Origin of the sequence: Mycobacterium sp. pV006, from assembly GCF_041287115.1 — a bacterium.
In the GTDB taxonomy this organism is placed as follows: domain Bacteria; phylum Actinomycetota; class Actinomycetes; order Mycobacteriales; family Mycobacteriaceae; genus Mycobacterium.
The window spans coordinates 15,374-35,752 of the sequence record NZ_JBGGKT010000012.1 but is presented as its reverse complement, the minus strand read 5'-3'; the positions used below and the strand labels follow the sequence as shown (position 1 = coordinate 35,752).

18 protein-coding genes and 1 tRNA gene are annotated in these 20,379 nt (G+C 69.3%); 8 read left to right on the top strand and 11 right to left on the bottom strand.

Going from position 1 to position 20,379, the window contains the following annotated elements:
- Window positions 1–113 precede the first annotated feature (113 nt).
- From ACAG25_RS18270 to ACAG25_RS18230, 9 genes are all read right to left on the bottom strand, one after another.
- Window positions 114–983: an oxidoreductase gene (locus tag ACAG25_RS18270; RefSeq protein WP_370489886.1), complete on the bottom strand. Its 870-nt coding sequence runs from the start codon at window positions 981–983 to the stop codon at window positions 114–116.
- A 32-nt stretch (window positions 984–1,015) separates the two neighbouring features.
- On the bottom strand, window positions 1,016–1,693 hold the full coding sequence (locus ACAG25_RS18265) for an LpqN/LpqT family lipoprotein (protein WP_370489885.1): 678 nt from the start codon (window positions 1,691–1,693) through the stop codon (window positions 1,016–1,018).
- The gene (gene arsC / locus ACAG25_RS18260; RefSeq protein WP_370489884.1) at window positions 1,690–2,031 is read right to left on the bottom strand and encodes an arsenate reductase (glutaredoxin); all 342 of its coding nucleotides are present in this window, start codon (window positions 2,029–2,031) and stop codon (window positions 1,690–1,692) included. The genes ACAG25_RS18265 and arsC overlap by 4 nt, the downstream gene beginning before the upstream one ends.
- Before the next feature lies 1 nt (window position 2,032).
- Window positions 2,033–3,013: a ribose-phosphate pyrophosphokinase gene (locus ACAG25_RS18255; RefSeq protein ID WP_370489883.1), complete on the bottom strand. Its 981-nt coding sequence runs from the start codon at window positions 3,011–3,013 to the stop codon at window positions 2,033–2,035.
- Window positions 3,014–3,127: 114 nt separating this feature from the next.
- A complete protein-coding gene (gene glmU / locus ACAG25_RS18250; protein WP_370489882.1) occupies window positions 3,128–4,603 on the bottom strand; it encodes a bifunctional UDP-N-acetylglucosamine diphosphorylase/glucosamine-1-phosphate N-acetyltransferase GlmU in 1,476 nt (491 codons plus the stop codon).
- An 88-nt stretch (window positions 4,604–4,691) separates the two neighbouring features.
- A tRNA-Gln gene (locus ACAG25_RS18245) sits at window positions 4,692–4,763 on the bottom strand.
- A gap of 40 nt (window positions 4,764–4,803) precedes the next feature.
- Window positions 4,804–5,283 (bottom strand): GreA/GreB family elongation factor, encoded by a 480-nt coding sequence (locus ACAG25_RS18240; RefSeq protein WP_370489881.1) that lies wholly within the window; start codon window positions 5,281–5,283, stop codon window positions 4,804–4,806.
- A gap of 109 nt (window positions 5,284–5,392) precedes the next feature.
- Window positions 5,393–6,682 carry an NAD(P)/FAD-dependent oxidoreductase gene (locus tag ACAG25_RS18235; protein ID WP_370489880.1) on the bottom strand — a complete coding sequence of 430 codons (1,290 nt, stop codon included), beginning with the start codon at window positions 6,680–6,682 and terminating at the stop codon, window positions 5,393–5,395.
- 118 nt (window positions 6,683–6,800) lie between these two features.
- On the bottom strand, window positions 6,801–8,312 hold the full coding sequence (locus tag ACAG25_RS18230; protein ID WP_370489879.1) for a PucR family transcriptional regulator: 1,512 nt from the start codon (window positions 8,310–8,312) through the stop codon (window positions 6,801–6,803).
- 93 nt (window positions 8,313–8,405) lie between these two features.
- Between ACAG25_RS18230 and ACAG25_RS18225 the strand changes: the two genes are divergently transcribed.
- The 3 genes from ACAG25_RS18225 to ACAG25_RS18215 are packed head-to-tail and all read left to right on the top strand — an operon-like array spanning window position 8,406 to window position 13,645.
- Window positions 8,406–8,999, top strand: coding sequence for a TetR/AcrR family transcriptional regulator (locus ACAG25_RS18225; RefSeq protein ID WP_370489995.1), 594 nt, complete (start codon window positions 8,406–8,408; stop codon window positions 8,997–8,999).
- Between the two features lie 57 nt (window positions 9,000–9,056).
- Entirely contained in the window at window positions 9,057–12,704 is a 3,648-nt protein-coding gene (gene mfd / locus ACAG25_RS18220) for a transcription-repair coupling factor (protein WP_370489878.1), read from the top strand.
- Complete coding sequence (locus ACAG25_RS18215; RefSeq protein ID WP_370489877.1) at window positions 12,701–13,645, top strand: nucleoside triphosphate pyrophosphohydrolase; 945 nt, start codon at window positions 12,701–12,703, stop codon at window positions 13,643–13,645. Before mfd ends, ACAG25_RS18215 begins: the two co-directional genes overlap by 4 nt.
- 88 nt (window positions 13,646–13,733) lie before the next feature.
- Here ACAG25_RS18215 and ACAG25_RS18210 read toward each other — a convergent pair whose 3' ends face one another.
- Window positions 13,734–14,987, bottom strand: coding sequence for a Dyp-type peroxidase (locus tag ACAG25_RS18210; protein ID WP_370489876.1), 1,254 nt, complete (start codon window positions 14,985–14,987; stop codon window positions 13,734–13,736).
- Window positions 14,984–15,913 (bottom strand): EfeM/EfeO family lipoprotein, encoded by a 930-nt coding sequence (locus ACAG25_RS18205; protein WP_370489875.1) that lies wholly within the window; start codon window positions 15,911–15,913, stop codon window positions 14,984–14,986. The genes ACAG25_RS18210 and ACAG25_RS18205 overlap by 4 nt, the downstream gene beginning before the upstream one ends.
- A 190-nt stretch (window positions 15,914–16,103) precedes the next feature.
- Between ACAG25_RS18205 and ACAG25_RS18200 the strand changes: the two genes are divergently transcribed.
- From ACAG25_RS18200 to ACAG25_RS18180, 5 genes are all read left to right on the top strand, one after another.
- Window positions 16,104–16,835 (top strand): lytic transglycosylase domain-containing protein, encoded by a 732-nt coding sequence (locus ACAG25_RS18200; RefSeq protein WP_370489874.1) that lies wholly within the window; start codon window positions 16,104–16,106, stop codon window positions 16,833–16,835.
- Window positions 16,836–16,910: 75 nt separating this feature from the next.
- Entirely contained in the window at window positions 16,911–18,200 is a 1,290-nt protein-coding gene (gene eno / locus ACAG25_RS18195) for a phosphopyruvate hydratase (RefSeq protein ID WP_370489873.1), read from the top strand.
- 3 nt (window positions 18,201–18,203) lie between these two features.
- Complete coding sequence (locus ACAG25_RS18190; RefSeq protein WP_370489872.1) at window positions 18,204–18,887, top strand: septum formation initiator family protein; 684 nt, start codon at window positions 18,204–18,206, stop codon at window positions 18,885–18,887.
- Window positions 18,880–19,371: a DUF501 domain-containing protein gene (locus ACAG25_RS18185; RefSeq protein ID WP_370489871.1), complete on the top strand. Its 492-nt coding sequence runs from the start codon at window positions 18,880–18,882 to the stop codon at window positions 19,369–19,371. Before ACAG25_RS18190 ends, ACAG25_RS18185 begins: the two co-directional genes overlap by 8 nt.
- Window positions 19,368–20,309 carry an exopolyphosphatase gene (locus ACAG25_RS18180; RefSeq protein WP_370489870.1) on the top strand — a complete coding sequence of 314 codons (942 nt, stop codon included), beginning with the start codon at window positions 19,368–19,370 and terminating at the stop codon, window positions 20,307–20,309. Before ACAG25_RS18185 ends, ACAG25_RS18180 begins: the two co-directional genes overlap by 4 nt.
- Window positions 20,310–20,379 lie beyond the last annotated feature (70 nt).

The following is a 20,379-nucleotide window of genomic DNA, read 5'->3' as shown; positions in this document are numbered from 1 at the left end:
GTATCGGGCACGGCCAGGGTCGCTCACAGATGAAGTACTGGTTCCCGTCGATAACGGTGGCTCGCAGGGGCCACCCTCGCCGTGACGCGTCGCCAGATTAGCGCAGCTACACCTCAGAGCGGAAATCGCACGCCGGTGAGGTCCTCGGACAGCGACCACAGACCCGCCGCCTTGGCGCGATCGCGGGCGAGCGGGCTGCGCCAGCGGCGGCCGGTCGTCCCCACCGACATGAATCGGGGCCCGATGAAGCTGTCGCCCGGGATGTCGGCCGCGGCGGCATACAGCGTCTGCCGGGCCCCGAACTCGGCGTCGGTGGCCATCAGACGGTTGCCGATCGCGGCGGCGCGGGCGCCCAGGCGGTTGCCGCTCTGCCCCTGCAGGTTGGTCGCCGAGTATCCGGGATGGGCGGCCAGCGCCCGGATCGGCGAGCCGGCGGCGGTCAGCTTGCGGTGCAGTTCGCTGGTGAACAGCAAATTGGCCAGCTTCGACTGGCCGTAGGCCGGCCATGCCAGGTAGGGCCGCGATTTCCAGTTCAGGTCGCTCAGGCTGACGTAGCCGAACAGGTGCATCAGCGACGACACCGTCACGACGCGCTCGGAGATCTTGGGTAGCAGCAGGTTGGTCAGTGCGAAGTGACCCAGGTGGTTGGTGCCGATCTGGCTCTCGAAACCGTCGACGGTGCGTGCGTAGGGCACCGCCATGATGCCCGCGTTGTTGATCAGGACGTCGAGGCGTTCGACACCGTCGGCGAAGTCCTGCACCGAGGCCAGATCCTGCAGGTCGAGTTTGCGTACCTCGACGTCGCCGGTCATCGTCGCAGCGGCTTCGCGGCCCTTGTCGAGGTTGCGCACCGCCAGGATGGTGGTGGCGCCGACGCGCGCCAGTTCGCGCGCGGTGATCAGGCCGAGTCCGCTGTTGGCGCCGGTGACGACGACGGTTCGCCCGGCGAACGAGGGCAGATCGGCTGCGGTCCAGTCGCTCATGGTCACACCCTAGTGGGGCGAGCCGGTGTCGGTCAGGGGCGCGGAGTCTTCGGGACCTCGACGGTGAACCCTTTGATGATGGCCTCGATGTCGGGTGCTTCCTCGGCCGCCTTGTCCGCGAAGCCGGTGACGGTGAACTGCACCAGGTAGCGCTGCCGCTGTGGTGGGGCGCCGGTGGCCAGGACGATGCGGTTGTAGCTGTGCATCCGGGCGCCGTTGAGGTCGTAGCTGCCCTCGATCATCGACGAGGGGAAGCCGTTGAACTCCGCGCGGGAGGCGTTGAGTTGCCGGAAGTTCTCCGAGGTCTCGGCGTCGACGTTGGCGTGCTCGAGGGCCTGCGCCACGTCGAAGTCGCCGTCGAGCTCGAAGACCATCAGCATCGCGGTCGGGTAGGTCGAGCCCTTGGCGATCATCCGGGTGCCCGGACTCAGGTTGGGGTTCTGATAGGGCTGCCAGCCCGGCGGGGTCGGCATGGTCACCGTCAGGTCGGTGATCCGGTTCGGGGCGACCTGCTGTCCGACGACGCCTTGGCGCTCCAGCCACGCCGCGATCGACAGCCGCTGCTCCTGGTCCTCGTCCGGTGGTGCGGCAGCGGTGGTGGTGGTGCTCGTCGTCGACCAGATCGACTGATAGTCCGGGGCTTCCGGTGCGCACGCGGAAAGCACCAGCGCTCCCGCGACCGCCAGCGCCGCCCGGGGGCGAACTCTCACAGAATCTCGCGGACGTTGTCGAGGGGACGGGCCAGCCGGGTGCCCTTGTCGGTCACCACGAACGGGCGCTCGATCAGGATGGGGTGTTCGGCCATGGCGTCGAGCAGCGCGTCGTCCGATGCGTCGGCCAGGCCCAGTTCGGTGTAGAGCGCTTCGCGCTTGCGTACCGCGGTGCGCACCTCGATGCCGGCGTCGCGGAGCATCTTCTCCAGCTCGGCGCGGGTGGGCGGGTCCTTCAGGTAGAGCACGATCTCGGGCTCGATGCCGTTCTCGCGCAACAGGTCCAGGGTCTTGCGCGAGGTCGAGCATTTCGGGTTGTGCAGGATTCGTGCGGTCATCTCAGGCCGATCCGTCGAAAAGACTTGTCACAGAACCATTGTCGAACACCGCGCGAATGGTGTTGGCCAGCAGGGGAGCGATCGAGAGAACGGTCAGCTGCGGGAAGCGCTTCTCCTCGCTGATCGGCAGCGTGTTGGTGACGATCACCTCGCAGGCGCCCGAACCGGTGAGGCGTTCGCGGGCCGGGTCGGAGAGCAGGCCGTGCGTCGCGGCGATGATCACGTCGCCCGCTCCGTCCTCTTTGAGCAGGCGCACAGCGCCGGCGATGGTGCCGCCGGTGTCGATCATGTCGTCGGTCAGCACGCAGGTCTTGCCGCGAACGTCGCCGACCACGCGGTTGGACACAACTTGGTTGGGCACCAACGGATCACGCGTCTTGTGGATGAAGGCCAGCGGTACCCCGCCCAGCGCGTCGGCCCACTTCTCGGCGACGCGCACGCGTCCCGAGTCGGGGGAGACGACCACCATGTCGTGGTCGGCGTAGTTCTCGGCGATGTAACCGGTGAGCAGTTTCTGGGCGCGCATATGGTCGACCGGTCCGTCGAAGAACCCCTGGATCTGGTCGGTGTGCAGGTCGACGGTGACGATCCGGTCGGCGCCGGCGGTCTTGAGCAGGTCGGCGATCAACCGTGCTGAGATGGGTTCGCGGCCACGGTGCTTCTTGTCCTGCCGCGCATACGGGTAGAACGGCAGGATCGCGGTGATGCGCTTGGCGCTGCCCCGCTTGAGCGCGTCGATCATCAGGAGCTGCTCCATGATCCACTCGTTCAGCGGTGCCGGGTGACTCTGCAGGACGAACGCGTCGCAGCCGCGGACGGACTCCTCGAACCGGACGAAGATCTCGCCGTTGGCGAAGTTGCGTGCCGTCTGCGCGGTGACCGGCACATCGAGTTCCTTGGCCACCTGGTCGGCCAGTTCGGGATGCGCCCGACCGGCGAAGAGCATCAGGTTCTTGCGGTTGTCGGTCCAGTCGTGGCTCACGGGCTGCCCTCGGCTTCTCAGATCGATGGCGGATCGATACTCGGGCCATCGTACGTAGCGCTCCCGCTCCTACGCTGGCGGGTTACCAGAATGCCAACAAAGGGCCGCGAATGGCTACTCGCCGGTAGATGCGGCCGGATTATCGGCAGTTTCTGCCGGATTCTCGGTGGCTGCAGCTGCAGCCGCAGCCGCAGCGCTGCCCGGACGCTTGCGCTCCACCCAGCCCTCGATGTTGCGCTGATGGGCGTCGGAGACCGCCAGCGCACCCGGCGGCACATCCCGGCGCACCACCGTGCCGGCCCCGGTGTAGGCGCCGTCGCCGACGGTCACCGGCGCGACGAACATGGTGTCCGACCCGGTACGCACATGCGAGCCGATTGTCGTACGGCTCTTGGTTTCTCCGTCGTAGTTGACGAACACGCTGGACGCCCCGATGTTGCTGTGCTCGCCGATGTCGGCGTCGCCGACGTAGGTCAGATGGGGCACCTTGGTGCCGGTGCCGATCGAGGCGTTCTTGGTCTCGACGAAGGCGCCGAGCTTGCCGGCGTCGCCCAGGACGGTGCCGGGCCGCAGGTAGGTGAACGGCCCGACGACGGCGTCGGCGCCGATGGTCGACGAGCTGCCGTGGGTGCGCACCACCGACGCGCCGTCGCCGACGGTCACGTCGGTCAGCGTGCTGTCGGGCCCGATCTCGCAGCGCTGCCCGATCGCGGTGCGGCCGAGCAGCTGGGTGTTGGGGCGCACGGTGGTGTCGCCGCCGATGGTCACGTCGACGTCGATCCAGGTGGTCGCGGGGTCGATGACGGTCACACCGGCGCGCTGGTGGCGCGCGACGATGCGACGGTTGAGTTCGGCGCCGAGTTCGGCGAGCTGGACGCGGTCGTTGACCCCGGACACCAGCACCGCGTCGGCGACGTGCGCCGCGCCGACCACCCGCCCGTCGGCTCGGGCGATGGCGACCACATCGGTCAGGTACAGCTCGCCCTGCGCATTGTCGGTCTGCAGGCGACTCAGCGCTGAGCGCAGCATGGCCGCGTCGAATGCGTACACACCGGCGTTCACCTCGGTGATGGCCTGTTGTGCGGTGTCCGCGTCGGCCTGCTCGACGATCCCGGTCACCTCGCCCGCGTCGTCGCGCAGGATGCGCCCGTAACCCGTCGGGTCGGGGGCGGTGGTGGTGAGCACGGTGACCGCGGCATCGGCGGTCTCGTGGACGGCGATCAGGTCGGTCAGGGTGGCGGAGTCGAGCAGTGGGACATCACCGGAGGTGACGACGACGGTGCCGGTGAAGTCCTCCGGCAACACCGACAGACCGCACTGGGCGGCGTGCCCGGTGCCGAGTTGTTGTTCCTGCACGGCGATTTCGACGTCGCGCCCCAGTTGTTCGCCCAGCTGCCGTGCGGCAGGGGCCACCTGGTCGCGGTCCTTGCCCACCACCACGACCACGTGGCGCGGGTCGACTCCGGTCACGGCGGTCAGCGCGTGGGCCAGCATGGTCCGACCGCCCAGCGGATGCAGCACCTTGGGTAGGGCCGACTTCATCCGGGTGCCGGCGCCGGCGGCCAGAATGAGAACTGCGGCCTGCCGCATACCTGTCGTCCTTCCCCCGCGAGCGCGCGTGTCCGCACCTCGACACACCGCTGCAGGGTGTCCCTGTGCGCACGCTCGCGATGATGTGCTCCGTCGCCAGGACTCGAACCTGAACTATCTGAACCAAAATCAGAGGTGCTGCCGATTACACCACGACGGATCGGACGTCACGTACGCGTGCACTTTATCCGACGGGGCGATCAGCCCGCCGCGGCGCTGTCGAGCTCGTGAGCCCCGAACGGCTTGGCCGTCAACACCGTCACCTGCTGGATGGTGCCGTTGGGCAACTGGTAGCTGCGCTGCTCACCGGGCTTGGCGCCGAGCAGCGCGCTGCCCAGGGGCGAGTTCACCGTGTAGACGTCGAGCTCGGTGTCCGACGTGCCCCGGGTGCCCAGCAGGAACGACTCGGTGTCACCGGCGTCGTCGTAGCGCACGGTGACCACCATGCCGGGCTCGACGATGCCGTCGTCGGCGGGCAGCGTGGAGCCGTCGGCCTTGCTGAGCAGCTCGTGGATCTCGCGGATCCGCTCCTTGCGTGCCAGCCAGGCGTCGACGACCTGATCGGTGCGTTCACCGTCTTCGCCTTCGGCCGGGTTGGGCAGCGCCAGCAGCTCGGCGAGCTCGGTTTCCAGGCTCTGCCGTGTCTGCGGGGTCATCCAGATGCGGTCGTTGTCGTACACGTCGTGTTCCTTCCGGTGGGAGTGGTTGCCGTCAGGGGCGGGCTGAAGAAGGAGAAAAAGCTCCGCCCCTGACGACGGGGGAATCCCTCGCGAGGCGAGGGGTGGGGTGTCAGTGGCCTGCCGGCGGCGGGTCCAGTGCTCGGGACCCGCGTCGCAGCGGGTCGAACGGTCGCAGCACCTCGGGTTGTTTTCCCGTGGTGATCTGCTCGGCCAGTAACCGGCCGGTGGCCGGGCCGTGCGCCAGCCCCCACATGCCGTGGCCGCCCGCGGTGAAGACGCCCGGTTCGAGCTCACCGATCAGCGGCTTGCCGTCATCGGTGACGGGGCGGGGTCCGACCCAGAGGTCGTGGCGCGCGTCCCAGCGCACCCCGTCGAGCAGCGGTGCGGCGGAGGCGACGATGGCGTCGACGCGACGGGGGATCAGCGGTTCGGACGGCCGCCGGAACTCCATGGTTCCGGCGACACGCAGCCCGTCCCGGTAGGGCGTGCAGGCCACCCGCGCCTCGGGCAGGTAGATCGGTCCGGGTAACGCGCGGTCGACCGGCACGGTGAACGAATAGCCTCGGCCGGCCTGCAGGCGCACGCGGATGCGACGGCCGGTCAGCGCGGGCAGCCAGGCTCCGGTGGCCAGCACCACGGCATCGGCGCGTACGGTCTCCCCGTTGCCCAGGCGCACCTGCACGTCGCGGCCGCCGGAGAATCCGACGACCTCGCCGGTGATGACGTGCCCGTCCCGCGCCGCCACCGCGTCGCCGAGGGCGTGGGTGAACCGGCCGGGATCGACGAACCGCTGCCCGAACACACTCACGACGGCCGCGACGTCGGAGGAGGCCAGCGGTACCTGCTCACGGATCGTCGCACCGGTGAGCATCTCGCTGCGCACGTCGTGGTGGGTGGTCTCGAGGTGTTGCAGTCCAGCCTGGAACGCCGCGGCCTTCTGCGCGTCGCGGAACGCCACGGAGATGGAGGTATCGGTCACCGGTGCGTCGACGCCGTTGGCCACCAGCACGTCATAGGTCTCGATGGCCTCGTCGTTGAGGACGGCGTTGGCCGCGACCGCCGCCCGCCACACCGACGCGCGGGAGTTCGCGGCAAACCGGGTCAGGAACCGGATGAGCGCGCTGTCCGGGCGCAGCGGGATGTGCAGCGCCGCGGCGGGATCGGCCAGCGAACGCAGACCCTCGCGCAGGACACCCGGCGCGTTCAGCGGGGCGGTGAGCGCGGGGGAGATCCAGCCGGCGTTGCCCCACGATGCGCCGGCGGCGACGCCTTCGCGGTCCACGACGGTCACCTCGACGCCGCGCTCCTGCAGGAACCAGGCGGTGGACAACCCGACGATGCCGGCGCCGACGACCACGACGGAGCGAGGGGCGTCGCTCATTGCCGAACCGGTCGCCATCCTTCCCCTCCCGTCGCCGAATGCACCGATCGACTCCCATGGTCCGGGCAGGTGAAACAGCTGACATTGTGGTGGGCCGACAAAATACCGGTGGACTGCTGTCGCAAACGGACAAAGGTCAGTCGAGCACGGCCAGGGCGATCATCATCGCGAACCGCTTGTGCGAGTCGTCGAGGTCCAGGTCGGCGATCTCGGCCATGCGCCGCATCCGGTAGCGGATGGTGTTCTCGTGCACTCCCAGCTGCGCTGCCGTGCGCCCGGGATCGCCGTGCTCCTGCAGCCAGGTACGCAAGGTGGCGATGTAGGCGGTGCCGTGTGCGCGGTCGTGGTCACGCAGCTCGGCCACCGCGCCGCGGAACGGGGTACGGCCCGACTGCGCGGCCGTGCGCAACCGTTGCAACACCAAGTCGTCCCACGACTCGTCGTAGGCCGGGAACACGTCGGGGTCGGTGCTCTCCTGCAGCGCCAGGCACTCGTCGGCCTCGGTGCGGGCGGCGGCCATCTCGGTCGCCGCGGCCGGGGCGCTGATCCCGGCCTGCACGACGAGCTGTTCCGGCAGCGCCGCGACCAGGCGGGTCACCCAGTCCCGGGCGACCTCGGCCTCCGGTGCGGCCAGCAGCGTGTAGACGGTGGTGCCGGCCAACGCGCTGCGCGACGGCCGCGACCATCCAAAGCCGGCGGTGGCACGTTCGAAGACCTGCAGCAACGCGGCGTGGCCCTGACCGTCCTGTTGCGCGCGCAGTGCGATGACGCGCAGATCTCCCGGCGGCAGCCCCAACCGGCTGGCGACGGTGGCCGCGTCGGCCGGACTCTCCAGCAGCCGGATCACCAGCTCGGACTCCACCTGCCGTTCCAGGTCGGCACTGGCACGGGAGCGCAGCAGGTGCAGCGCCACCGTGTGCGCGCCCTCGGTCAGGGCGTCCTGCGCGGGGGCAGGCAGCGGAGCGGGACAGGCCACCCACACCGACCCGAGCAGTTCGCGGCCGGCGCGGGCCGCCACGACCATGCGCCCGGACAACCCGACGGCCTCCACTCCCGGAATGAACATCGGCTCGTCCGAGGCGACCAGATGGGTGAATGCGCCGTGCTCGTCGAACACCGCCCGCAGATACGCCGGTGCCTGCCGCTGCAGGATCGTCGCGACCCGGGCCGGGTCGGTGGATTCCTGGCCTCGGGAATAGGCCAGCACCTGCGACATCCGATCCTCGATCACCACGGGTCCGCCGACGGCGACGGCCAGGCTGTCGGCCAGGGCGAACAGATCGGTGGGGCCGCGCCCGGACTCGGTCTCGCGGCCTTCCATCACCAGCCCGTAGACGATGGCGGCGAAGTCGCTCCACGGCATCGCCGAATCGATCGCCACGACCGCGATCTCGGTCGGCTCGGCAGGGACCGGACCACCCGACTGGCGGACGATCACGACGGCCGCGCGGGCTGCACGCGCCCACGTCAGCGCTTCGTCCACCGATGTCGCGCCCACGGCGAGCAACACGTCGCCGGAGACGGTGCGGCTGTCGACGACCTCGGGCAGCACCACACTGCGCAGCTCGGTGGATCTGACGACCGACGTGACGCGCAGGCGGGCGCCGTAACCGCCGAGGACGTTGATCAGCCGATCCAGCGTGATCACGGTGCTAGAGGCTACCCGTCGGGGCGCGTTTGACCATCTACGCTGAGACCCGTGGCTGGGTCGGAGAAGGAGATGCGCGCCCCCCGGGCCCGGATGACCGGCACCGAGCGGCGTCAGCAGCTGGTGGAGATCGCCAAGTCGCTGTTCGCCGAGCGCGGGTTCGACGGCACCTCCATCGAGGAGATCGCGCTGCGCGCCAACGTCAGCAAGCCGGTGGTCTACGAGCACTTCGGCGGCAAGGAGGGGCTCTACGCGGTGGTCGTCGACCGCGAGATGTCGGCCCTGCTGGACGGCATCACGTCGTCGTTGACCAACAACAGGTCCCGCGTGCGGGTGGAGCGGGTGGCGCTGGCACTGCTGACCTACGTCGAGGAACGCACCGACGGCTTCCGCATCCTGATCCGCGACTCCCCGGCCAGCATCACCCAGGGCACGTACTCGACGCTGCTCAACGATGCGGTCAGCCAGGTGGCCTCGATCCTGGCGGGAGATTTCTCGCGACGTGGCCTGGACCCCGATCTCGCTCCGCTCTACGCCCAGGCGCTGGTCGGTTCGGTGTCGATGGCGGCGCAGTGGTGGCTCGATGTGCGCGAACCCAAGAAGGAAGTGGTGGCCGCGCATCTGGTGAACCTGTGCTGGAACGGGCTGACCCATCTGGAGTCCGATCCGGTGCTGCACGAGGAGTGACCTCAGCCGGCGGGCAAGCTGATGCCACGCGCGCCGGGTGCCTACGATGGACCCATCATGACCGCATCGGGGACCCTCCATGTCCACACCCCGATCGCGGGCCTCGTCGAACTGGCACTGCGTGACCCCTCTCTGCAGGATGTCGCCCGTCGTGCCGCCGAACGGCCCGTAGATCTCAACCTCGTCGGCCCGGCCAGCGCGCGGGTCTTCGTCGCGTCCGCGCTGGTCTCGGCGATCGACACACCGCCGTTGCTCGTCGTCACCGCCACCGGGCGCGAGGCCGACGACCTGACCGCCGAGCTACGCGGCGTCTTCGGTGACACCGTCGCGATGTTCCCGTCCTGGGAGACGCTGCCGCACGAGCGGCTCTCGCCCGGCGTGGACACCGTCGGTGCCCGCATGATGCTGCTGCGCCGGCTCACCCACCCCGACGACGAGCGGCTCGGACCGCCGCTGCGGATCGTGGTGACCACGGCGCGCTCGCTGCTGCAGCCGATGGCCCCCGACATCGCCGACATCGAGCCGGTGACGTTGAGCGTCGGCGCCGAGCTGGAATTCGATTCCGTCATCGCACATCTGGTGGAACTGGCCTACACCCGTGTCGACATGGTGGGTAAGCGGGGCGAATTCGCGGTCCGCGGCGGCATTCTCGATGTCTTCCCGCCGACGGCCGAGCATCCCGTCCGTGTCGAATTCTGGGGTGACGAGATCTCCGAGATGCGGATGTTCTCGGTGGCCGACCAACGGTCGATCCCCGAGATCGACGTCGCGGCAGTGGTGGCGGTGCCGTGCCGCGAGGTGCTGCTGACCCCTGACGTGCGCGAGCGTGCCGCAGCGTTGTCGGCCGAGCACCCGGCGCGGGAGAACAGCGTGCCGGGCAGCGTGCCCGACATGCTGGCCAAGCTGGCCGAGGGCATCCCGGTCGACGGCATGGAGGCCCTGCTCCCGCTGCTGCGGGCCACCGATCTGGTCACCGTGCCGAGCCACCTGCCCGCCGGCGCGCCGGTGCTGATCTGCGACCCGGAGAAGGTCCGGACCCGGGCGGCGGACCTGATCAAGACCGGCCAGGAGTTCCTCGAGGCGTCGTGGTCGACCGCCGCGGTCGGCGGCGACGTGCCGATCGACCTGGAGGCGCTCGGAGCGTCGGGCTTCGTCGGGTTCGGGGAGGCGCGCGACGCGACCCGGGCGGCCGGGCATCCGTGGTGGACGCTGAGCCAACTCGACACCGGCTCCGACGACGCGGTGGCGCTCGACGTCCGGCCGGCGCCGTCGGCGCGCGGCCAGCAGCACAATCTCGATGAGATCTTCGCGATGCTGCGCGCCCACGTCGCGACGGGTGGTTACGGCGCGGTCGTCACGCCGGGCACAGGTACCGCCAAGCGTGTCGTCGAGCAGCTCGGCGAATCCGACGTCGCCGCAACACTTCTGGAGCCCGGCGCGGCCCCTGCCGCCGGGGTGTTCGGGGTCCTTCAGGGCCCGTTGCGCGACGGCGTGGTGCTGCCCGGCGCGGACCTGGTGGTGATCACCGAGACCGATCTGACCGGTAACCGCGCCGCGGCCGCCGAAGGCAAGAAGCTCGCGGCCAAGCGGCGTAACGTCGTCGACCCCTTGGCACTGACGGCCGGGGATCTGGTGGTGCACGACCAGCACGGGATCGGCAAGTTCGTCGAGATGACCGAACGGGTGGTCGGCGGTGCGCGCCGCGAGTACCTGGTGTTGGAGTACGCGTCCGCGAAGCGCGGTGGCGGAACCGACAAGTTGTACGTGCCGATGGACTCGCTGGACCAGTTGTCGCGCTACGTCGGCGGCGAAGCACCGACGCTGAGCCGACTCGGCGGCAGCGACTGGGCCAACACCAAGACCAAAGCCCGCCGAGCGGTGCGCGAGATCGCCGCCGAACTGGTCGCGCTGTACGCCAAACGGCAGGCCTCGGCGGGGCACGCGTTCGCTCCCGACAGCCCGTGGCAGCGCGAGATGGAAGACGCGTTCGGCTTCACCGAGACGGTGGACCAGCTGACCGCCATCGAAGAGGTCAAGTCGGACATGGAGAAGCCGGTCCCGATGGATCGGGTCATCTGCGGTGACGTCGGCTACGGCAAGACCGAGATCGCGGTGCGCGCGGCGTTCAAAGCCGTGCAGGACGGCAAGCAGGTCGCGGTGCTGGTGCCCACGACGCTGCTGGCCGAACAGCACCTGCAGACGTTCATCACGCGGATGACCGGGTTCCCGGTGACGGTGAAGGGCTTGTCGCGCTTCACCGATCCGGCCGACTCGCGGGCCACCCTCGAAGGCATGCGCGACGGCAGCGTGGACATCGTGATCGGCACGCACCGGCTGCTGCAGACCGGGGTGACGTGGAAGGACCTTGGACTGGTCATCGTCGACGAGGAGCAACGGTTCGGCGTCGAACACAAAGAGCACATCAAGTCGATGCGCACCCACGTCGACGTGTTGACCATGAGCGCCACCCCGATTCCCCGCACCTTGGAGATGAGTCTGGCCGGCATCCGCGAGATGTCGACGATCCTCACCCCGCCGGAGGAGCGGTATCCGGTGCTGACCTACGTCGGGCCGCAGGACGACAAACAGGTCGCCGCGGCGTTGCGCCGCGAGATGCTGCGCGACGGGCAGGCCTTCTACATCCACAACAGGGTGCGCACCATCGACTCGGCGGCGGCCAAGGTGCGCGAGCTGGTGCCCGAGGCGCGGGTGGTGGTCGCGCACGGGCAGATGCCCGAGGAACAGCTCGAGAAGACGGTCGAGGGGTTCTGGAACCGGGAGTACGACATCCTGGTGTGCACCACGATCGTCGAGACCGGGTTGGACATCTCCAACGCCAACACGCTGATCGTCGAACGGGCCGACACGTTCGGGCTTTCCCAGCTGCACCAGCTGCGCGGCCGCGTCGGGCGGTCGCGGGAGCGTGGCTACGCATACTTCCTGTACCCGCCCGAAATTCCGCTGACCGAGACGGCCTACGACCGCCTGGCCACCATCGCGCAGAACAACGAACTCGGCGCCGGCATGGCGGTGGCGATGAAGGACCTCGAGATCCGCGGTGCGGGCAACGTCTTGGGCGCCGAGCAGTCCGGCCACGTCGCCGGCGTCGGGTTCGACCTGTACGTGCGACTGGTCGGCGAGGCGGTGGAGGCCTACCGGGCCGCCGCGGACGGCAAAACCGTTGCCACCGCTGAAGAACCGAAAGACGTCCGCATCGACCTGCCGGTGGACGCCCATCTGCCGCCGGACTACATCGGCAGCGACCGACTGCGGCTGGAGGCCTACCGCCGCCTGGCCGCCGCACCCGACGACGCCGCCGTCGACAGGGTCATCGAAGAACTCGTCGACCGGTACGGGCCGCTGCCCGAGCCGGCGCACCGGCTGGTCGCCATGGCCCGGTTGCGGTTGCTGGCCCGTGCGTACGGCGTCACCGAGATCAGTGCGCCGTCGGCGACTACACTACGCATTTCGCCTCTGACACTGCCGGATTCGGCGCAGCTGCGACTCAAGCGCCTCTACGCGGGAAGCAACTACCGGGCCACCACATCGACGGTCCAGGTGCCCGTGCCGCGGGCGGGCAGCGGTGTCGGGTCCCCACGCATCCGGGACCTGGAGCTCGTCGCGTTCGTGGCCGGGCTGTTGCTCGCGATCGCCGGGAACGGTGACGCCGAAGTTGATATAACCAAGTTCGGAGGTGGCGCATGACGGTTGTCCTGGTGGACCCGCGGCGGCCGACGCTGATCCCGATCGAGGCCATCGAGCTTCTCTCCGGCGACGTGCAGTACACCGAGGAACTGCCGATCAAGGTGCCGTGGTCGCTGCCGTCTGCGCGGCCCGCCCACGACGGGGATGCCGCAGAGATCCTGCTGTCCTCCGACCGCACCCATCCTGTCGTCGCCGCGCGGATCGCCGCCGGTGAGCGGGTTATCGCCGCGCCGGAGCCGCAACCCGGGGAGCGGCTCGTCGACGCCGTCACCCTGATGGACCGGCTGCGCACCGCAGGACCGTGGGAGAGTCAGCAGACCCACGACTCGCTGCGCCGGTACCTACTCGAGGAGACCTACGAGCTGTTCGACGCCGTACACGGCGGCGACCTCGGCGAGCTGCGCGACGAACTCGGCGACGTCCTTTTGCAGGTGCTCTTCCACGCCCGCATCGCCGAGGATGCGCCGGAGAATGCGTTCGACATCGACGACGTCGCCGACGCGCTCGTACGCAAGCTGGGCAACCGCGTACCGGCCGTCCTGGCCGGCGAGACCGTGACGTTGGAAGATCAACTGGCGCAATGGGAACAGCGCAAAGCACTGGAGAAGAAGGCGCGAGCGTCGTGCATGGACGACATCCCCACCGGGCAGCCCGCGCTCGCGCTGACGCAGAAGGTGCTCGCCCGCGCCGAGACTGCCGGCGTGCCGGCGGATCTGATCCCGCCGGGGCTGACCACGGTGTCGGTGGCCGCCGACGTCGACGCCGAAACCGCCCTGCGCACAGCGGTGTTGACGTTCATGGATGACGTGCGGGCCGCGGAGCAGGCGGTGGCCGCGGAACGCCGCGGCGACGAGGTGGCCGAAGAACTCGACGATGCCCCGGTGACCGCGATCGATCCCGACGAGTGGCGGGCGCACTGGCCCACCGAACCTCAGGGGTAGCACGGATCAACGTTTCGCAGACGTCTTCTCGCACTTTCGCTGCGAAAAGTCGATCTGTGTGACGGGTGAGACCTACGGCGGGCACCCCTCAGTCCAGCAGGCGATCCCCCAGGAACCGGTCCGGTCCGGGCACACCGGGCAGAGCGAAGAAGAAACCCCCGCCGACGGGCAGGATGTACTCCTCGAGCGGTTCCCCCTTGAGGCGCCGCTGCACGGTGAGGAAGCCCTTCTCGAGGCTGCGCTGGTAGGCGACGAACGCCAGCCCCTGGTCCAGACGCCCGGCGCCGTCGAACCCGCGTGAGTAGTTGAACCCGCGGCGCAGGATCAGGTTCTCCTCCGTCTGCGGGGTGCGCGGATTGGCCAGCCGGATGTGCGCATCCAACGGAATGCGTTGTCCCTCAGGGTCCGACGCGTAATCGGGGTCGGTGAACTCGCCCGACAGGCCCAGCGGGGCGCCGCTGACCTTGGCGCGTCCGAACAGCGCCTCCTGCTCGACGAGTTGGGTGCGGTCCCAGAACTCGACGAACATCCGGATGATCCGCACCGCCTGGTAGGTGCCGCCGACCGCCCAGTCCGGTTCCCCGTCGTCGGGTCCCACCCAGACGTGGCGGTCCATCACCGCGGCGTCGGTGACGTCGAGATTGGAGGTTCCGTCCTTGAACCCCATCAGGTTTCGCGGGGTGCCGGCTTCGGAGGCGCGACCGGCGCCGATACCGCGCGCGTAACCGTCGATCATCCAGCGCAACACCAGGTCGCGTCGCGTGCGCCGCATCAGCTGGCGCAGCGCGAACTGCACGGTGTCGTTGTGGCCGGCCTCGAACAGGATCGCGATGTCGCCGTGGGAGAGCTTCGGGTCCAGCCGGTCGTTGGCGAGGAACGGCATGGTGACCAGGTCGCGCGGCTTGCGATCGGCCAGGCCGAACCGGTCGTCGAACAGCGACGCGCCGACGCTGACCACGATGGACAGGTTGTCCGCGGGCGGCTTCTCGCCGAGGATGCCCGAATCGACCGGCGGGTACGCCGGACCACGCACCTCGGGCGGCCGCCCGGCCATCAGGCCGCGGATCTCGTCGGTGAGTTCGCGCAGCGTCGTCGCCAGGCCGGCACGGTCCTTGGACAACACGTTGAAGGTGGCGATCAGCCCCTGCTCGGGGATGGGCAACGCGGTGAGCCCGGTCTGGTGCGGACCCTCGAACGGGATGAAGCGTTCGGCCGGCTCGGCGGCCGGCGATTCGCTGCGTTGAGTGCAGCCGGCGAGCGCACCGGCCACCGCCCCTGCTCCCGCGACCGCGGTGACAAACCCCCGGCGGGACAAGCCCGGGCGCCGCGGGCCCTCGTTCACTGCAGGTTCAGTGCCCCGGCGACCTGCGACAGGTTCTCCGAGACACCCGCCAACTCGGCTTTGAGCTTGTCGACGGTGGCTTGGTCGACGGTCACCTCGGGGCAGCGCGGTGACGGGTACGGGTCGTTCTCCGTGCAGAACAGCACCCATCCGTCACCGCGGCGCAGCGGCTCCATGGTCTGGAACACCGAATTGATTCCGGCGTCGATCTTGCCCAGCAACGCAGGGTCGGCCTGGACCAACGCAGGGTTGAGCATGCCCACGGCGTCGCGGGCACCCTGCATGTTCCCGTCGAAGTCCCACAGGTCGGTCTTGGCGTAGCGGTCCTCTTCGCCGGTGATCTTGCCTTCGGAGACCTCTTCGACCAGCTCGGCGGCGCCGTTGGCGACGTCGATGGGTTTGACCTCGATGGTCGCGAACTGTTCCTTGAGCGCGGCGACGTCGGCGTCGAGCTGATCGGCGAACGGCGCACCGCCCTCGGTGGTGTTCTGGTCGAACAGGAGGTACTCCAGCCGGTGCCAACCGGTGAACTGCGGGTCGTCGACACCGGCGAAGTCGTCCACCCGGGCGTCGATCTTGCCGTCGATCTCCTCGACCAGGCCCGCGATCGGCTCGATGCGCTCCCACGGTAGACGCGACGGCGCGTAAGCGTTCTGCGCAGCCTGCAGGTCACCGGCCCGCACGGCGTCGGTGAACACCTTGACCACGCCGACGAGCTCGTCGATCTGGCCGCTGGCGTAGGCCTTGTAATCCGCAGCCGCCTTTTCGACCAGGGGATCCGGCGCTGCGGCGGCCGAGGTGGTGCCGGCGCTGGTCGTCGCGGTCGTGGTGTCCTGGCCGCCGGAGCCGTCGGAGCCCCCGGAGCATGCTGCTACCACGAGCGCGATCGCGGCAACCGCGGCTGGCCAGGCAAAACGCTGCTTCACGGGGGCCTCCTCGAAGTCGGTGCGCAACGTAACACGTTTCGCCTGGATGAGAATAGGCGTACCTAACCTGCGATCGCATGATCAACCCGGGATTCTTCGGTGACGTCGGCAGGCAAGGCGGGTGTGTCGGCACGACCATGCGCGGACCCGTGGGACCATGGGTTACGTCCGAAGCGGGTTGAGGAGTCCGGTGACGCGGGTGCGTTGGCTACAGGCAATTGCCGTGATCGGCGCGACAGCGCTGCTCATGGCGGCCAGTTGTTCCTGGCAGCTGGGTTCGCGCATCCCGGAAGGGGTGCCGCCGCCACCGGGGGACCCGGTCCCGCAGATCGACACCTACGCCGCGGGGCGCCCCGCCGACCAGCTGCACGAATGGGCGGCCGCGCGGGCCCCGGCACTGGGCATCCCGGTCACCGCTCTCGAGGCTTACGCGTACGCGGCGCGGGTCGCCGAGGTGGAGAACCCGGACTGCAACCTGAAGTGGACGACGCTGGCCGGAATCGGGCAGGTCGAGAGTCACCACGGCACCTACCGCGGGGCCGTCGTGGCCCGCAACGGCGACGTGGATCCACCTATCCGCGGGGTCCCGCTCGACGGCACCGCCGGCAACCTGGAGATCCTCGACCACGATGCGGTCAGCCACGACGGCGAGGAGCCGTTCGCGCGGGCCATGGGGCCGATGCAGTTCATCCCCGAGACCTGGCGGCTCTACGGCGTCGACGCGAACAACGACGGCAGTATCAGCGCGGACAACATCGACGACGCGGCGCTGTCGGCGGCCGGCTATCTGTGCTGGAGCGGCAAGGATCTGGACACCCCGCGCGGCTGGATGAACGCGGTGCTGGCCTACAACAACTCCGAGCAGTACCTGCGCACGGTGCGGGACTGGGCCACGGCCTACGCCGACGGTCGGCGCCTCTAGGCGGCGCCGCCTGATCGGGCAGGCTCTAGGCTCTCTAGAACAATCTCACCGGTTCACGACATCAAGGAGACAACAGTGCCCATCATCGAGCAGGTCGCAGCCCGCGAGATCCTCGATTCCCGGGGCAATCCCACCGTGGAGGTCGAGATCGGGCTGCTGGACGGTTCGGTTGCGCGTGCCGCGGTCCCGTCGGGTGCGTCCACCGGTGAGCACGAGGCGGTCGAGTTGCGCGATGGCGGCTCCCGCTACCTGGGCAAAGGTGTGCAGAAGGCCGTGGAGGCGGTGCTCGACGAGATCGCTCCCGCGGTGATCGGGATGGGCGCCGACGAGCAGCGGCTGGTCGATCAGGCACTGGTGGATCTCGACGGCACGCCCGACAAGTCCCGGCTCGGCGCCAACGCCATCCTGGGTGTGTCGCTGGCGGTGGCCAAGGCGGCGGCGCAGTCGTCGGAGCTGCCGCTGTTCCGCTACATCGGCGGCCCGAACGCCCACATCCTGCCGGTGCCGATGATGAACATCATCAACGGTGGCGCACACGCCGACACCGGGGTCGACGTGCAGGAGTTCATGATCGCGCCGATCGGTGCGCCGTCGTTCAAAGAGGCGCTGCGCTGGGGCGCCGAGGTGTACCACTCGCTGAAGTCGGTGCTCAAGAAGCAGGGCCTGGCCACCGGTCTGGGGGACGAGGGCGGCTTCGCCCCCGACCTGCCGGGCACCACTGCCGCGCTGGATCTGATCAGCACCGCGATCGAGGGCGCCGGGCTGCGCGTCGGCAGCGAGGTGGCGTTGGCGCTCGACGTGGCGGCCACCGAGTTCTACACCCAGGGCAGCGGATACGCCTTCGAGAAGCAGAACCGCACCGCCGAGCAGATGACGCAGTTCTACGACGAGCTGCTCAACGCCTACCCGTTGGTGTCGATCGAGGATCCGCTGTCGGAGGACGACTGGGACGGCTGGGTGGCGCTGACCAACGCGATCGGTGACCGGATCCAGCTCGTCGGCGACGATCTGTTCGTCACCAACCCGGAGCGTCTCGAGGACGGCATCCAGCGGGGTGCGGCCAACGCGCTGTTGGTGAAGGTCAACCAGATCGGCACGCTGACCGAGACCCTCGACGCGGTGTCGCTGGCCCACACCTCCGGGTACAAGACGATGATGAGCCACCGCAGCGGCGAGACCGAGGACACCACGATCGCCGATCTGGCCGTGGCGGTGGGCAGCGGTCAGATCAAGACCGGTGCGCCTGCCCGCAGCGAGCGGGTCGCCAAGTACAACCAGCTGCTGCGCATCGAGGACGAACTGGGTGACGCGGCCCGCTACGCCGGCGATCTGGCGTTCCCGCGGTTCTCTTTGGAGACAAAATAGCCTGTGCCCGACGCGAAACGACCCGACCCTCGGCGGACTCCGGCGTCCCGGCCATCACGGCCGGGAAAGTCCGGTGCCGGGCGCGCGAAGCCGCGGGGGACGTCGTTACGCCGCGAGCCCAAGAGCCCCGAGCCGGGCAAGGAGCTGGCCACCCTCGACGGTGACACCGAGGGCGACGGCAAGCCGACATCGATCCGTGAGTCGATCCTGATTTCCGCGGACGCGGCCGCCGAGCAGCGGTTCGGGTCCACGGCGCGACGGGCGGCCATCCTGGCGGCAGTGGTGTGCGTGCTCACGCTCACCATCGCCGGACCGGTGCGCACCTACTTCTCGCAGCGCACGGAGATGAAACAGCTGCAGGCCAGCGAAGCCCAGCTGCGGGAGCAGATCCGCGAGCTCGAGGAGCAGAAGGCCAAGCTGGCCGATCCGGTGTTCATCGCCGCGCAGGCACGAGAGCGGCTGGGCTTCGTGATGCCCGGGGAGATTCCTTACCAGGTCCAATTGCCGCCCGGGGCAACGACTCCCGTGCCGGAGCAGGAGGATCTGACCGAGATGCGCAGTACGGATCCGTGGTACACCGCGCTGTGGAATACGATTTCGGATGTGCCACGCCCTATTTCGCCGGCGACACCGGTGCCCGCTCCTGCGGTGCCGCCGCCGCCTGACGCGCCTGCCCCCGGTGGTTGACCCGGCCGACCTCGAGGCCGTCGCGGCGCAGTTGGGCCGGGAGCCGCGCGGTGTGCTCGAGATCGCTTATCGGTGCCCCAACGGTGAACCCGGCGTGGTCAAGACGGCGCCGAAACTGCCTGACGGGACGCCGTTTCCGACGCTGTATTACCTGACGCATCCGGCCTTGACGGCTGCGGCGAGCCGGTTGGAGTCCTCCGGGATGATGCGGGAGATGACCGAGCGGCTGACGCAGGATCCCGACCTCGCCGCGGCGTACCGCCGCGCGCACGAATCGTATCTGGCCGAGCGGGACGCGATCGAACCGTTGGGGACGACGTTCTCCGGGGGCGGCATGCCCGACCGGGTCAAGTGCCTGCACGTGGTGATCGCGCACTCGCTCGCGAAGGGGCCGGGGGTCAACCCGTTCGGTGACGAGGCGCTCGCGGTACTGGCCGCCGAGCCGGGCATGGTGGGGATAGTGGATCGGGACGTGTGGACATGAGCAGAGTCGCGGCGGTGGACTGCGGTACGAACTCGATCCGGCTGTTGATCGCCGACGCGGGCGCCGACGGCCGTCTGACCGACGTGGTCCGGGACATGCGGATCGTGCGGCTGGGTCAGGGCGTGGACGCCACGGGGCAGTTCGCCCCGGAGGCGTTGGCGCGCACGGAAACCGCGCTGGCCGGGTACGCCGAGACCATGCGCGACCACGGGGTCGACGCGGTCCGGATGGTGGCCACGTCGGCGGCGCGTGATGTCGCCAACCGTGACGAGTTCTTCGCGATGACCTCGGCGGTGCTCGGCGCCGTGGTGCCGGGCGCCGTGGCCGAGGTCATCACCGGCGACGAGGAGGCGGCGCTGTCCTTCCATGGTGCGGTCGGCGAGTTGGATTCCGCGGCAGCACCTTTCGTGGTCGTCGACCTGGGTGGCGGTTCGACGGAGCTGGTGCTGGGGGCCGACGAGGTCACCGCTGCGTACTCGACGAACATCGGCTGTGTGCGGCTGACCGAGCGGTGCCTGCACTCCGATCCGCCCACGACGGCGCAGATCGACGAGGCCCGGTCGGTGGTGTGCGACGCGCTGGACGAGGCGCTGCGGGTCGTCCCCGTCGAACAGGCCCGCACCTGGGTCGGGGTGGCCGGCACGATGACCACACTGGCTGCGCTGGCGCACAATCTGACGACCTACGACCCCGCCGCCATCCATCTGTCGAGGGTCCGGTTCGACGACCTCCTCGGCGTCTGCGATGAGCTGCTGAGCATGACGCGCGAGCAGCGTGCGGTGCTCGGCCCGATGCACGAGGGTCGGGTCGACGTGATCGGCGGGGGCGCGCTGATCGTGACCGAGCTGGCCGCGGTGCTGGCCGATCGGGCCGGCATCTCCGAGCTGGTGGTCAGCGAGCACGACATCCTCGACGGCATCGCGTTGTCGATCGCCTGATCTCTTGTGGCGCGCTGTCGCGCGGAGGACAATCGGTGCCGACGGCAGCGCCGTCGCGACGCTGCCTCGT

What these genes read in the sequence shown, in the direction of transcription:
- ACAG25_RS18270 (WP_370489886.1), bottom strand. Translation starts at nt 983, where the DNA reads ATGAGCGACTGGACCGCAGCCGATCTGCCCTCGTTCGCCGGGCGAACC.
- arsC (WP_370489884.1), bottom strand. Translation starts at nt 2,031, where the DNA reads ATGACCGCACGAATCCTGCACAACCCGAAATGCTCGACCTCGCGCAAG.
- glmU (WP_370489882.1), bottom strand. Translation starts at nt 4,603, where the DNA reads ATGCGGCAGGCCGCAGTTCTCATTCTGGCCGCCGGCGCCGGCACCCGG.
- ACAG25_RS18235 (WP_370489880.1), bottom strand. Translation starts at nt 6,682, where the DNA reads ATGGCGACCGGTTCGGCAATGAGCGACGCCCCTCGCTCCGTCGTGGTC.
- ACAG25_RS18225 (WP_370489995.1), top strand. Translation starts at nt 8,406, where the DNA reads ATGACCGGCACCGAGCGGCGTCAGCAGCTGGTGGAGATCGCCAAGTCG.
- mfd (WP_370489878.1), top strand. Translation starts at nt 9,057, where the DNA reads ATGACCGCATCGGGGACCCTCCATGTCCACACCCCGATCGCGGGCCTC.
- ACAG25_RS18215 (WP_370489877.1), top strand. Translation starts at nt 12,701, where the DNA reads ATGACGGTTGTCCTGGTGGACCCGCGGCGGCCGACGCTGATCCCGATC.
- ACAG25_RS18180 (WP_370489870.1), top strand. Translation starts at nt 19,368, where the DNA reads ATGAGCAGAGTCGCGGCGGTGGACTGCGGTACGAACTCGATCCGGCTG.